Annotated in this window: 10 protein-coding genes and 1 pseudogene; 7 read left to right on the top strand and 4 right to left on the bottom strand. The window is 42.8% G+C overall.

The window, feature by feature from the left end:
* The first annotated feature begins 46 nt into the window (after positions 1-46).
* Positions 47-1,285: a nickel pincer cofactor biosynthesis protein LarC gene (larC, locus tag ACLFKQ_RS25425; RefSeq protein WP_449002472.1), complete on the top strand. Its 1,239-nt coding sequence runs from the start codon at positions 47-49 to the stop codon at positions 1,283-1,285.
* A gap of 41 nt (positions 1,286-1,326) precedes the next feature.
* Here the strand turns inward: larC and ACLFKQ_RS25420 are convergent, their stop codons facing one another.
* Entirely contained in the window at positions 1,327-2,121 is a 795-nt protein-coding gene (locus ACLFKQ_RS25420; RefSeq protein ID WP_449002471.1) for a YdcF family protein, read from the bottom strand.
* Between the two features lie 267 nt (positions 2,122-2,388).
* Between ACLFKQ_RS25420 and rpsB the strand changes: the two genes are divergently transcribed.
* From rpsB to recG, 5 genes are all read left to right on the top strand, one after another.
* A complete protein-coding gene (gene rpsB / locus ACLFKQ_RS25415) occupies positions 2,389-3,255 on the top strand; it encodes a 30S ribosomal protein S2 (protein WP_449002470.1) in 867 nt (288 codons plus the stop codon).
* Between the two features lie 210 nt (positions 3,256-3,465).
* Positions 3,466-4,080: a translation elongation factor Ts gene (tsf, locus tag ACLFKQ_RS25410; RefSeq protein ID WP_449002469.1), complete on the top strand. Its 615-nt coding sequence runs from the start codon at positions 3,466-3,468 to the stop codon at positions 4,078-4,080.
* A gap of 260 nt (positions 4,081-4,340) precedes the next feature.
* The gene (locus ACLFKQ_RS25405) at positions 4,341-5,027 is read left to right on the top strand and encodes a class I SAM-dependent methyltransferase (RefSeq protein WP_449002468.1); all 687 of its coding nucleotides are present in this window, start codon (positions 4,341-4,343) and stop codon (positions 5,025-5,027) included.
* 93 nt (positions 5,028-5,120) lie between these two features.
* Positions 5,121-6,278, top strand: coding sequence for a hypothetical protein (locus tag ACLFKQ_RS25400; protein ID WP_449002467.1), 1,158 nt, complete (start codon positions 5,121-5,123; stop codon positions 6,276-6,278).
* 30 nt (positions 6,279-6,308) lie between these two features.
* Positions 6,309-8,768, top strand: coding sequence for an ATP-dependent DNA helicase RecG (gene recG / locus ACLFKQ_RS25395; RefSeq protein ID WP_449002466.1), 2,460 nt, complete (start codon positions 6,309-6,311; stop codon positions 8,766-8,768).
* Positions 8,769-8,800: 32 nt separating this feature from the next.
* Here the strand turns inward: recG and ACLFKQ_RS25390 are convergent, their stop codons facing one another.
* From ACLFKQ_RS25390 to ACLFKQ_RS25380, 3 genes are all read right to left on the bottom strand, one after another.
* A complete protein-coding gene (locus tag ACLFKQ_RS25390; protein WP_449002465.1) occupies positions 8,801-10,366 on the bottom strand; it encodes a CPBP family intramembrane glutamic endopeptidase in 1,566 nt (521 codons plus the stop codon).
* Positions 10,367-10,424: 58 nt separating this feature from the next.
* Entirely contained in the window at positions 10,425-11,882 is a 1,458-nt protein-coding gene (cysS, locus tag ACLFKQ_RS25385) for a cysteine--tRNA ligase (RefSeq protein ID WP_449002464.1), read from the bottom strand.
* A 322-nt stretch (positions 11,883-12,204) separates the two neighbouring features.
* Complete coding sequence (locus ACLFKQ_RS25380; RefSeq protein ID WP_449002463.1) at positions 12,205-12,591, bottom strand: hypothetical protein; 387 nt, start codon at positions 12,589-12,591, stop codon at positions 12,205-12,207.
* A 163-nt stretch (positions 12,592-12,754) separates the two neighbouring features.
* Between ACLFKQ_RS25380 and ACLFKQ_RS25375 the strand changes: the two are divergent.
* Positions 12,755-13,859 (top strand): annotated as a pseudogene (locus ACLFKQ_RS25375) (transposase).
* Positions 13,860-13,991 lie beyond the last annotated feature (132 nt).

The following is a 13,991-nucleotide window of genomic DNA, read 5'->3' as shown; positions in this document are numbered from 1 at the left end:
AAGATCGAGTGGAGGTTTTACAGAATACTCGTGGTAGTTTTATTTTATGAGTAAAGTCGCTTATTTGGAATGTCCTACGGGAATTGCTGGGGATATGTGCTTGGGTGCATTAGTGGATTTGGGTGTACCCTGGGAATATTTGCTCGATCGCCTTCGTAGTCTCGGTATCGAACAAGAATATCAGTTAAAACAGGAAAAAGTTAACCGTAATGGTCAGCTAGCTACTAAAGTTGGCGTAATTCTGTCCAACCATAATTCTCATCACCATCACCGCAGACACTTACCTCAAATCGAAGCAATTATCGCTGCGGCTACTCTAAGCAATCGTGCCAAAGACTGGAGTTTGCGAGTTTTTAAGCAATTGGCAATTGCCGAAGGAGCAGTACACGGCATCCCACCAGAAAAAGTGCATTTTCACGAAGTCGGTGCGACTGATGCGATTATCGATATCGTCGGTACCTGCTTGGGTCTAGACTGGTTGGGAATCGATGAGCTACATTGCTCTGCTCTGCCCACGGGTGGTGGTATAATTGAGACTGCTCATGGTAAATTGCCAGTCCCCGTACCTGCAGTAGTCAAGCTGTGGGAAATGGCGAAAGTACCAGTATATAGTAATGGGATCGCCAAAGAACTGGTTACCCCAACGGGTGCGGCGATCGCCACTACTTTAGCTAATAGCTTTGGTTCTCCCCCCGCCATGACCATCGAAAAAATTGGCTTGGGTGCGGGTTCGCGAGATTTAACCATACCTAACATTCTGCGGCTGTGGTTGGGAACTTCAAACAATAACGCTGCTTCAGCAATGCCTGTAGATCGTCTCCAACGGGAAACTGTAACTGTTTTAGAAACTCAAATCGACGATCTCAGTCCTCAAGCTATCGCCTATACTCTAGAAAGACTATTCCAAGCTGGTGCCCTAGACGTATTTACCCAAGCGATCGCCATGAAAAAATCGCGAGTAGGGGTGTTGTTAACGGTTATCTCTCATCCAGAATTAGCGTCTACTTGCAAAACGATTATCTTCCGTGAAACTACTACCTTGGGCATTAGAGAAACAACTCAATCGAGAACTATTTTAAATCGCGAAATAGAGACAGTAGCAACTGAATATGGAGCGGTAAGGATTAAAGTCGCCAGTTGGGGAGAGGGCAACGAGAAACAAATTGTCAACATACACCCAGAATATGAAGACTGTGCCGCTCTCGCCAGTCAATACCAACTTCCTTGGCGCGACATTCATCAACAGGCGCTCGCGCTGTGGCACCAGCACCAAAATAACTTTTAAAGATGCGCTCGCTCCCCGATCCACTCGACGATTGCACTCGATTAAAGCCAGCCTTTGAGCCGATAAACCAATAAGCCAATATATTCTTTAAGTGCCATAGTAGTACGATCTAAATTACCAGAGGAAGGAATCAAACTTAAAATTCTGGTTTGAAGATTGTCTCTAGCTTCATTGAATTTACGGTCGGTAACTGTAAAATCTGTAGGTGCGGGAATAGCGGCAATATTTTGTTTGGCAAAGATAGCCAGCGATCGCGGCATATGCATGGCAGAAGTTACCAATAAAATTCGCTCGATCCCTTTTTCTGACAAAATTTTTTTAGTATTGACGGCATTTTGATAGGTATTTAAAGAATCCGGTTCTAAGATCGACGCTCCTTGGGGAACTCCCATCAACTCCAGCAAAACCGCCATATCTTCTGCTTCTGAGATACTTTCACCATACCAGGGAATACGTCCGCCAGAAAGAATAATCACGGGAGCCTTATTATCTCGGTATAGTTTAGCGGCATAGAGTAAGCGATCGCCATGTTGGTTAATCTCAGGCATCAGCCTTGGTGAATCGTTACTTTGGGTAGCACCGCCCAAAACTACTATGGCTTCAGCAGTGGGCAAATTTTCTGGAGGTAAATTTTGCCATTCTAGAGACTTAACCAGAAAAGTACTTACCCTTTCATTGCCAGCCAGAAATAAAATTATTAAAGCCAACAAAACAGGAACGAAAGTATCGCGCGATCGCTTTCTAGCGAAAAATAACGCCCACAGTAACAAAATACAGCTCAACCCTACGGGATAAACCAACAAAGGCAACAGTTTTGATAAAAATAGAAAATCCATATCAGCTAGGCGAGCGATTTTTTATTTAGTGTAATTATTAAATATTACTTTTTCTCCCCGTCGTCCAGTCACCTCGTCTTCTCCCTGCGCCGCCCTGGGTTTTCCTTCTCATGTTAGACTATATAGGTTTTTCAAATTCACACATTCAAGGTTTCGGGTGTTTTCTAAATTCACAGAAAATCGACACTGGACTCCTCAGCTACAGAGATTGCAGTAACCGAGTCCCCCTTGAATGGAGGCATCAACCCGAACAGGAGTAAATAAAATATGCCAGTTGTATCTCTCGCAGAACTATTAGAATCTGGGGTTCACTTCGGACATCAAACTCGCCGTTGGAATCCTCGAATGTCTCAGTATATTTATACGGCTCGGAATGGCGTTCATATTATTGACTTAGTGCAAACCGCTCAGTTGATGGAAGAAGCTTACGAATATATGCGTTCTGCTTCCGAACAGGGCAAACGAGTTTTATTTGTCGGTACCAAACGCCAAGCAGCAGGAATTATCGCCCAAGAAGCCAGTCGTTGTGGAGCATACTATGTCAACCAAAGATGGCTGGGAGGAATGCTGACTAACTGGGAAACCATCAAAACTAGAGTCGAACGACTTAAAGAATTAGAACATTTAGACGAAAGCGGAGCATTAGCTAAAAGACCGAAAAAAGAAGCTGCCGTTTTACGCCGGGAACTGAGTAAACTACAAAAGTATCTCGGCGGGATTAAAACTATGCGTAGGGTTCCCGATATCGTAGTAATTATCGATCAAAAACGCGAACATAACGCTATTTCTGAGTGTCAAAAACTAAGCATTCCCGTAGTATCTACCCTAGATACCAATTGCGACCCCGAAATTGTCGATATACCAATTCCTGCTAATGACGATGCCATTCGCTCGATTAAGCTAATTGTCGGCAAACTAGCAGACGCAATTTACGAAGGTCGTCATGGCGAATTAGATACTCAAGAAGATTACGATTATGAAGAGTTTGAAGAGGGTATCGAAGACATGGATTCTGCTGAAGCAGAAGAAGAAGTCGCAACCACTGCTGAAGCTGCCGATTCTGCTGAATCTCAAGTTCAAACTGCTGCCGTTGCTGCTAACCCTGAAGTCACTGCAGACGACAGCGAAGAGTAACGTAATTTGATTGAGTTGGCAGAAGCTCCGTCCTGTCTTGGCGAGACTTGTTGTGGAAAGGTTTCTTCTCCACGAGCTCGCCGCTTCCTCAGTGGAGTCTCTCTGAGAAAGACCGATTTTAGTTAACTATCCGGCGTAAAAATCATCCTCTTAGGATCTAAAATCATCTTGTCATCACTATATTTTAAGTCTCACATTAGGAAAAAACCCATGGCAAACATATCGGCAAAATTAGTCAAAGAACTCCGCGAAAAAACAGGTGCGGGAATGATGGACTGCAAAAAAGCTCTCGCTGAAAGTGGTGGAGATATGTCCAAAGCTATCGAGTGGTTACGCCAAAAAGGCATCACTTCAGCGGATAAGAAACAAGGCAGAGTAGCCGCAGAAGGCTTAGTAGAAAGCTATATTCATACTGGCGGACGTATTGGCGTGTTGGTAGAAGTAAACTGCGAAACCGACTTTGTAGCTCGCCGTGAGGAATTTCAGCAATTAGTCAAAAATGTTGCCATGCAGATTGCAGCTTGCCCGAACGTTGAATACGTTAGAGTAGATGATATTCCTGAAGAAATAGTAACTAGAGAAAAAGAAATCGAAAAAGGTCGCGAAGACTTAGCCGGCAAACCAGAAGAGATCAAAGAAAAAATTGTCAGTGGTAGAATTGGCAAGCGTCTTAATGAGCTTTCGTTACTGCCTCAGCCTTATATTCGCGATCAAAGCATTACAGTAGAAGAATTAGTCAAGCAAAGCATCGCCCTGTTGGGAGAAAACATTCAAATCCGACGTTTTGCTCGCTTTGTTTTGGGTGAAGGCATCGAAAAAGAATAGTCTAATTCTGCTAAAGAAGTTGCGGCGTAAACGGAACAGAAATAGTCAAAAACGGTTATTCTTAAGTTAAGAATGTCCTTATCTAGCTAATGGGCGATCGCAACTTACTCAAGTTTAAGCTATAGCCAACTAAGCTCGAGAATTACTCCGTCGCCTGAAGGCGGAGTGAACTTGTTAAAAGATCGTCTCAATTAAGAAATTAGCTTTCTATGGGTTTGATAAATTAGTGTCGTATTGCTTCGATTTGTTGCAATTTTGTAATGCGTTGTCCTCGATGTTTAGAAGATGTCAACAAAGCAATTAAACGCTGTCAGTGTGGGTTTGCGTTTGATGACGTGTTATCAACAGATTTACCAGCTTGGTTTCTCCAGGTCAAACAAGTTCTAGAAAGTTCGTATACTGCAGCACCAACACCTTGGCAGCAATCGGGTATGAGTGGCACATTTGAGGAGTGGACGCGACTGCGCGTGCCTAACCTAGCAGCGGTGAATCGACCTGGCAAGTATCTCGATATTGGTTGTGCTAATGGATACTTGCTGGAGTGTTTAGTTGCATGGTCGCAGCTGAAGGGAATCGAGCTAACCCCATACGGTATCGATTACTCAGTCAAACTGGTTGCCCTAGCTCGAGAACGTTTGTCAACTTATGCCGACCATATGTATGTCGGTAATGCTTGGAATTGGTCTCCATCTCAACGCTTTGACTACGTGCGGACTGAACTGAATTACGTCCCGCGCAATTATCAAAAACAGTTTGTCGAGCGATTGATAGCGAAGTTTGTTTCTAAAGATGGTCGATTAATCATTTCGCAATACCGCAACCGCCGCGATAATTTGACCCGAGGCTGGATCGAGCGTGATTTAGTAGCGTGGGGTTTTGAAGTTACTGAAATTCATTCGGGTTATAGCGAAGATGATTTAGAATTATGTCGCGTAGTGGTTTTGTAGCCATAAACACATAGGTCGGCAGGATCGTACCATTAATTTCAACTCAGTCCTGTTGCTTACAAGTTAGTTTTGCTATAACTAAAAAAAAATAAGATGGCAAAATCAATTCAGCAAATTCAACAAAATTTAGAAAAATTAGAATCAAGCGTAGAGAAGACTGGGCGAGAACTTCAAGATGCTTACGCTCAATATTTAGAGCTATTGAGCCAGTCGGCAAAACAACAGCTTATTTTAGCAAGCTATCAGTTATGCACCCAAATTTATCCCGAGTCTTTTTTACGCCTGTCCTTAAGCCAAAAACAAAAATTACAGCAAAAACTGAGAACTTTAGGCAAAGAACTTAAGCCATTAATAATTGACTGTGGAGCTGCAGAAGAACTTCAGTTAGCTCAGCGCGAACTCAATTTACTGGCAGAAATGATTAAAAATCTGCCTATAACCTCAATTGGTAAAGAGGAGTTAATCGAACTCAATCGAGAAAAATTCCCTCAACAGACAGACCAGTCAGCGTCGGAAGACGAGGAAGACTCGTTGGAGAAACGAGAAACAAGAGGTGCGGAAGAAACTTCCTCAGGTTCACAGCCCATTTATAACCCTGCCTCGCCTGAAGAAACCTCAAGACAAGAGTTAGAGGAAGTCGAACTAAATGAGAGTTATGGTTCCGTCGTTGGTGACGGACACGGTGGAGCAGTCTCTGACTCCGATACCAGCGAAGCGGCAAACACAATCTTTTCTTCGAGCGAAGGAGATTTAGGCAATTTCCAACCCCTGCAACAAAAATTAGATTTCAAAAATCCCGAACATCTCCTTCTTTGGCATCAACAGGTGGAAAGCAAAATAAAAAATACTTTAGACAATCTGTCTAAAAAAGCAAATAAGTGTTTGCAAGAAGCTACAATTATTCCCACTCGCCTACCATCTAAAGTTCTTGAAGTAGCACTTCAAGCTGAGGAAGTCAACTCTAATCTTGGCGATCGCCGTAATAAAAATTTGCCTAATATTCTCAGTTTAGTTATTGAAACCGACAAAGAACAAAAATCTAAATCCTCGAAGATCGAACAGATCGATCTACTGCGTTTGCGTTTATCAGAAATTGAATTTACCGATACGATGTTGAATGTTCGACGCAACCAGATTCGCGCTGTAGTGGATAAAATTAGCAAATTACAACGTCAATATCAAGATCTCAAACGAGACTATACTGTGGCAGAGGCGGAAGCAGCTTGGCGATCTAGTTGGTATGAAGAATAATGGAGTAACAGTAACACCATAATACTAGGGATGAGCGAGCCAGATTGGATTAGGTTGCAAAAAGCACTGGCAATAGAAGCAGAACGAGGTTACGGCGATTTGGTAGGTAAGGAATATCGCTTTAGTGAGTTTCTCTGTCTGAGTTTGGGAAAACCACCAGCAAATGTACCTCGGCAAGAGCGATCCCGCTGGCAAGATTTGGCGGCTAAATTTGCTCACTATCCAAGACTATCTTCAGCCCAAAGACATCAACTAGTAGTTGGCACTCGTAACTTTTTGCACCAGCAACGGGCGATCGCCGAAACTGCCAGCCAACCTCCTAAGCCTAAATTGCCCCGCACTGCGTCTTTAAATAACACTCGCAATTCTAGCTATTTTACACCTAAGCTGACTCTCGATCGACCTTTAAGTCAAGTCATCGATGTGGGACGGAGAAGTCATTATTTAGAACGCTTGGGTCTGTATATCGTTCGCGACTTGCTATTTTATTATCCTCGGGAACATCTCGACTATGCCCGTCAGATGCAAATTGCCCATCTTACTCCAGGAGAAACGGTAACGGTCATCGGTACGGTCGTAAGCTGTAAGTGCTTTAGCAGTCCGAAAAATAAAAAATTAACCATCTTTGAGTTAATTATGAGCGATGCCACGGGAAGACTTAAAATCAACCGTTTTTTAACCGGCAATCGTTTTAGCAGTCGCGCTTCCCAAGAAAGTCAAAAGCGCAGATATCCTAAAGGTTCGATTGTCGCCGCTTCGGGGTTAGTCAAGCAAAATAAATACGGGATTACCTTAGATAAACCAGAGATAGAAGTTTTAGACGGTGCGGGGGCGAGTATCGAATCGATTAAAGTGGGGCGAGTATTGCCCGTCTATAGTTTGACGGAGGGGGTTCCTGCCGATACGGTAAGAAAATCGGTAATCGCGGTACTACCAGCCGCCGCCCAGCTCAAAGACCCTTTACCAGCGGCAATTCGCAACCACTATGGCTTGATAAAACTCAAACAGGCGATCGCCGATATTCATTTTCCCGACACTCAAGAGCAATTGGCTCAAGCTAGACGCAGACTAGTATTTGACGAATTTTTCTACCTCCAGCTAGGCTTTTTACAGCGTCGCCAACAGCTCAGGCAGAACCAAACGAGTGTTAATTTCGCCCCTACTGGACGATTAGTCGAAAAGTTACAGCACCTCTTGCCGTTTCAACTAACAAATGCTCAACAGCGAGTAGTCACGGAAATTTTTCAAGATTTAGGTAAAGCCGATGTCTCAATGAACCGCCTGGTTCAAGGTGATGTCGGTTCGGGAAAAACTATCGTCGCGGTGTTTGCTATCCTGGCAGCAATTCAGTCTGGCTATCAAGCGGCACTAATGGCACCGACTGAAGTCTTGGCAGAACAGCACTATCGCAAGTTAGTTACCTGGTTCAATCTGCTGCATCTTCCCGTAGAGTTGTTGACTGGTTCGACTAAAATCGCCAAACGCCGCGAAATTTACTCCCAACTTGAAATTGGAGAATTGCCTCTGTTGGTAGGAACTCACGCTCTAATTCAAGATACCGTTAACTTTCACAAGTTAGGCTTGGTAGTAATTGACGAACAGCACCGTTTTGGGGTGCAGCAAAGAGCCAGACTTTTGAGTAAGGGTAAATCGCCCCACGTTCTGACCATGACTGCCACTCCCATTCCCCGTACCCTAGCATTAACCTTACATGGGGACTTGGATGTCAGTCAAATCGACGAATTACCTCCAGGCAGACAGACAGTTACTACTAAAATGAAAACTGGTAGAGATCGTAGTAAAGTTTACGATCTAATTCGCCGTGAAGTGGCTCAGGGAAGACAAGCTTATATTATCTTTCCCTTAGTAGAAGAATCAGAAAAACTCGATCTTCGCGCCGCAGTCGAAGAACACCAACGTCTGAGCGAAGTTATTTTTCCGGAATTTCAAATTGCCCTGCTACATGGACGCATGAGTTCGGCAGATAAAGATGCAGCATTAACTGCTTTTCGAGACAATCAATGTCAAATTATCGTTTCCACGACGGTAATTGAAGTAGGAGTAGACGTACCCAACGCCACAGTAATGGTTATCGAACACGCTGAACGCTTTGGTCTATCCCAACTACACCAGTTACGGGGAAGAGTAGGCAGAGGCAGCCACAAATCCTACTGTTTTCTAATGAGTAGCAGTAAAACTCCCGATGCCAACCAGCGATTGACCGTATTGGAACAGTCCAACGACGGTTTCTTTATCTCCGAAGCCGATATGCGTTTTCGCGGACCAGGCGCAGTGCTAGGAACTCGTCAGTCTGGCTTGCCCGATTTTGCCTTGGCGAGTCTGGTAGAAGACCAAGAAGTGCTAAATTTGGCGCGAGAAGCAGCAGAAAAAATAATTACGGCAGATAATAATTTGACCGGCTTTCCCAGTTTGCAGCAGGAGTTGGAGATTCGCTATCGCCGCATGATGGGGGGTGAGATCTTAAATTGAATTGATAATTTCTTCTGCCTTCTGTCTTGCATCTAAATTCCACTACCCAAGATAAATAAACTGACCAGAGTACCGCTATTCCATAAGCTGTGCAGTAACATCGGAGCTAAAAGATTGCGCGATCGCGTGTAAACTATTCCTAAGATTATGCCTAATGTGGCTAGGGGTAAAACTTCCGATAAGCTGAGATGAGCGACGGCAAAGATTAGTGCGCTAATCACAATTGCACCCCACACTGGTACGTAACGAGTTAGAGAAGGTAGTAAAAAGCCACGAAACATTACTTCTTCAAAAATCGGTGCGGCAATCGAAGCGGTAATAAAAAATATTGTTAGAGCTACTCGATCTTGAGCCTGTAAAGCTAAAAATAATAGTGGGTTGCTGCCCCCTTGTCCGTTCCAAATTTGCTGATTGATTAAAGATACTAGCAACACTGAAGGTACGGCAACTAAATAGCCACCGAAGCCCCAAAGTATCCAGTTGCTGAGAAACTTAAATTTGAACCAATCTTTGGGTAAAGGTAAAAAAGATTTAATCGAAAGATATAACACTAAAATTCCGCTAGCCGACATCAAAATATAAGTGCCAAAAACGTATATGGCTTTTAGTCTTAAGGAATAGTTAGCAGGGTTCAAGCCCGATAAACCAAGGACAAAGGGCAAGGCAAACTGACCGATAAAAAAGAAGCCGACAATCAAAACTTGCCAGGTAATTTCCCAATTCCAGGGCGTCTGCCAAGTTTTATCGCTGTTTGTAGCTAAAATGGCCTTCTCTTTGTTGAGAAACAGTTGAACGATTAAGTAAATCGCCAAGATTATGCCGCCAAAGCCTCCAAATACAGGAATACCACTAATTAAAGCTAGTTTGACCAGAGAGTCTCTAGCCAGTTGTTGTTCTCGTTGCTGAAGTATCGCTAGATCTTGGGAACGATCTTCTAACCGATATAGCCTTGCCAAAGCGCGATCGCGAAACCAGCCATCGAGATTAGTTTGAATAATCTCTTCGCTATTGTTGGCTATAGTCGGTCGTTCTTGCCATAGACCAATTAATACTTTTGCTGTTTGCTCATATTTGTCTTGAGAACCATCGCGGGAAATTATTTGCTGCCAGAGAGATCTAGCTTGAGATAGTTTATCTTGCGCGGTGTAGAGGATGCCCTGTTTTAAATCTAGTTCGTTAATGAATCGGTCTATTTCCCCAATTTGTTTGTCAATTTGCAGTCGCTGAGGGGGAGTGAGGTTAGTTGGTTCGTTATCGGCAACTATTTGAGCCTCGCGGCGATCGCCACTCATCTCTACTTGCTGTAATTGTGCAGTATATTTTTCGCGGCTGATTTTAGCTTCTTTACGGGCTTTTTGGTATTGTTCGATCGCTTTGGCGTAAGGTTCTTCACCGATCAAAGAATCGACTGCTTTGAGATACTCGGGATTGTTCTCACGCTGTGGCTGGAATTCTGAAACGTAAAGCACCAGATTGGTTTGATAGAGTTCTAGGCGGCTTTGAATCTGGGGCTGAGAAAGACTGTCGTTGAGGGAGAGAAAAATTCTGGCGATCGCCACTAAAGTAATTAAAGATAAGATTATTCGCTTGATAGTCATTAATACTCGCTAAGAAGATTTATGGCGCATAATTAGACATTATCCCTAAAAATTAAAATTAATTGCGATTCCACACAGTTACGCCACCTGGTTTATCGATTAAAGTAATACCTCGTGCCTGTAGTTTATCTCTAAGGCGATCGCTTTCAGCATAATTTTTCGCTTTTCTGGCTTCTTGACGCTGCTGGATTAAAGCTTCGATCTCGGCATCGCTTAAGCCGCCTGTAGCTTCCTGACTATCTGTTTCTGGTTGGACGACAAAACCCAAAACCTCGGCAAGCTCTACTAAAGTACGCCACTGGGATGCTAGTTCTGCAGCAGTAGTTTGGGTTTCTCCCTGGTGAACTAAGATGTTACCTTCTTTAGCCAAATTTTTAGCAATTTCAAACAGAACCGCCAAACCACCAGCAAAGTTAAAATCGTCATCTACTGCATCTTTAAAGCGATTTATCAGAGATTGGCGTGTTTTTTCCTCTATGGCTGACGTATTCAAACCTAACTGCTCGCCAAAGCGATCGCCAAACAGCAATCCTTCTTTGAGAGTATGCCAGCCATTAGTCGCCGCCTCTAATGCCTCGTCAGTAAAATCAACTGGTTTGCGATACTGTGCCTGTAAAATAAACAATCTTACCGCCATAGGATCTACAGGTCTGTCTAAAAGCTCGCGAATAGTGGTAAAATTGCCCAGCGACTTTGACATCTTTTCCCCACCGACTTTAACCATACCGTTATGCAGCCAGTATTTCGCCAGAGGCTTACCCGTTACCGCTTCTGACTGTGCGATTTCGTTTTCGTGATGGGGAAATACTAAATCGCTACCGCCTACGTGCAGATCGATCGTTTCCCCCAATCTCTCTCTAACCATTGCCGAACATTCAATATGCCAGCCAGGACGACCTTTTCCCCAAGGTGATTCCCATGCTGGTTCGCCTTCTTTCGCTCCTTTCCAGAGAGCAAAATCGAACGGATCCCGTTTCTTGCTAGCTTCGGTATCCTCTACCGCCACTCTACCGCTAGCACCAGCCTGGAGGTCTTCTAGCTTGCGTCCCGATAGCTTACCGTATTCGGGAAATTGACGCACCGTATAGTAAACATCTCCTGCAGTAGGATAGGCAAAACCTTTTTGTTCTAGTTCGTATACTAAACGTTTAATTCCATCTAAAGTATGAGTGGCACGGGGATAGGCATCGGCTTTGCCCACACCCAATCTCTCCATATCTTCAAAATATGCTGCGATAAACCTTTCCGATACGTCCTCCATCGAGGTTTTTTCTTCTCTAGCACGATTGAGAATTTTGTCATCAATATCGGTAAAATTTTGAATATATTCCACCTCGTAGCCAGACCACTGTAAATAGCGACGCACTACATCCCACACCAGACAAGTCCGTGCATGACCCAAATGGCAATAATCGTAGACGGTAATGCCACAACAATACATCAGTACTCGATTGGGTTCGATAGTTTCAAAAGCTTCTTTGCGACGAGTAAGAGTATTGTAAACAGTTAAAGACATGAGGATGGATTAAAGCTCAGAGATTATTGCAGACAGAGAAATTATACTAAAAGCGACGAGGAAAGCCCACTCCACATTTGTTGATGGTTCATTGTTAATTCTTCATTTCCATTGACTATCAACCATCAACAATTAACACGAAATTCCACGCTATTCACCAATGGGATGAGCTTAATTTTGCCTTTTAAAACTTGCTACTACTCTGTCAACATTGTTTTGATGGGTATTTGTCTAAAAACAAATAAATTCCTTTAACCTTTTCCCCTTTCCCTTTACCCGTCAATTGTCAATTGACAAAACACTACTTTTTACTTTTTACTTTCTAAAGATGCCAAACTTCTCCACGTCCGCGACGACGACTTAAAATAGCTTCAGCATACTCTAGAGAATGACCAGGGGCTTCGATCGCAATTAAATATTTACCCCGTTGGAAAAGCCGCTGAAAAAATCGCCAACATTGGTCAGAAGTACCAAAAAATTGTCCGTCAAAGCGATCGCAAGTATGCAAACCATCCAGCCAATGATATCGCCAACAGTCACGGGAAATAAGTTTAATCCAATTTAGAGGAAAACCTGCATCTCGTAAGTCTTCTATAGCTACTTTGGCATCTCGATGATGAACGAATACTCCTACAGTGCGTTTGTGTTGCTCGACTTGAGTAGGCTCGATCTTAGTTTTAGTTTGTGTGTGAGGTAAAGTTGCTGTCATCACGATTTCAGTCGCTCTGCTATCGATTCTATTTATTTATGCCCAAACATAGCAACTAAATGTGGCATTTTAGTGGCAAACTTATCGGTACTTAAACAATCAACAAAGCCAAAAAGAGATAAAATACTTGCCAAAGTTGTGTTTTACGTCAAAGAAGTAACCAATGAAAGAAACCACTCCCGCAGCAATGCCTCCTTGTTTTGATAAATGGTGCAAACGCTTTGACGATTTATTGAAAACCAAAGCGCAAAAAAGAGGGTATAGAGATTATTTAGGAGGATTATTAGGAGAAAGTGAGCGAAAAAACATATATCAGATGGCTTCTGATGCGGTAGGAGTAACGTACCATAAATTACATCATTTCTTAACTGAAGCAACCTGGTCGGCAAACGAAATAAACGAGCGTCGTCTAAAAGTAATGAACCAGTGCAGACAGACCCAAATCAGTAGAGGATTTAGCTTAATTATTGACGATTCAGGACATAGAAAGAGCGGCAACTTTACCGCAGGAGTAGGACGGCAGTATATAGGGGAAATTGGCAAAACAGATAATGGCAATGTGTTAGTAACAACTCATCTCTATGATGGTAAAAAAAGTTTACCTTACATCTTTTCTGAAGCAATTAGAAATAAACAAGCTAAAGTACATAGGAGGAATCGCAAAAAATCGTAAAATTTTAGTTAAAAGCTCCGCTGAAAAGTCGGAAACAATCAGAATAGATAAATATGCCAAATCAATATCCCCAAAGGAGTTTAAGGAGATTCAAATTCAGGGTGAAAAACTTAGAACTGTGTGGGTGGCAATCGTAAAAGCAGAAATATCAAGGCTAGACGGAATCAGAAAAATAGCTATCGTCATGAGTGCACCAGTCGTTGAAAATGCCGAAGATATTGACTACTTACTCACTAACGTTGAAGAAGAAATAGTAACAGAGCAATGGATAGTTAAAACTTATGCTCAGAGAAACTGGGTAGAAGTTTTCTATCGAGAAGCCAAGGGATGGTTAGGATTAAAAGAATATCAAGTTAGAGATAAGAAGAGTTTAGAAAGACATTTCATTCTAGTTTTTTGTGCTTATACTTTTATCCTTTGGCATAAGTTAACTGGAGGTTTAAGACGACGTTGGGCGAACAAACCTTTGAATACATTTCCTGAAGCATTAGAAGCTTTTCGTACAGGTATATCTTATCGTTTTGTCGCATGGCTGAACCAAAATCGCGACGTATTCGTAGCTTATAAAGCTAGTTTAGGCTTTGTTTGGGCATAATTTTTGTTTGAGTACCGTTATGAAGATTATTGTTAAAAAGTATTTTTCAAACACCAGATCTCCAATAGGTTTGACCAGAACCGATCGAGATGATGTAGCATCTAGATAAAATTTTTGAGTCGATTGAATTTA

The organism is Myxosarcina sp. GI1(2024) (assembly GCF_053543375.1).
The sequence above is the reverse complement of the archived record's forward strand: the minus strand, read 5'-3'. Positions and strand labels throughout refer to the sequence as shown.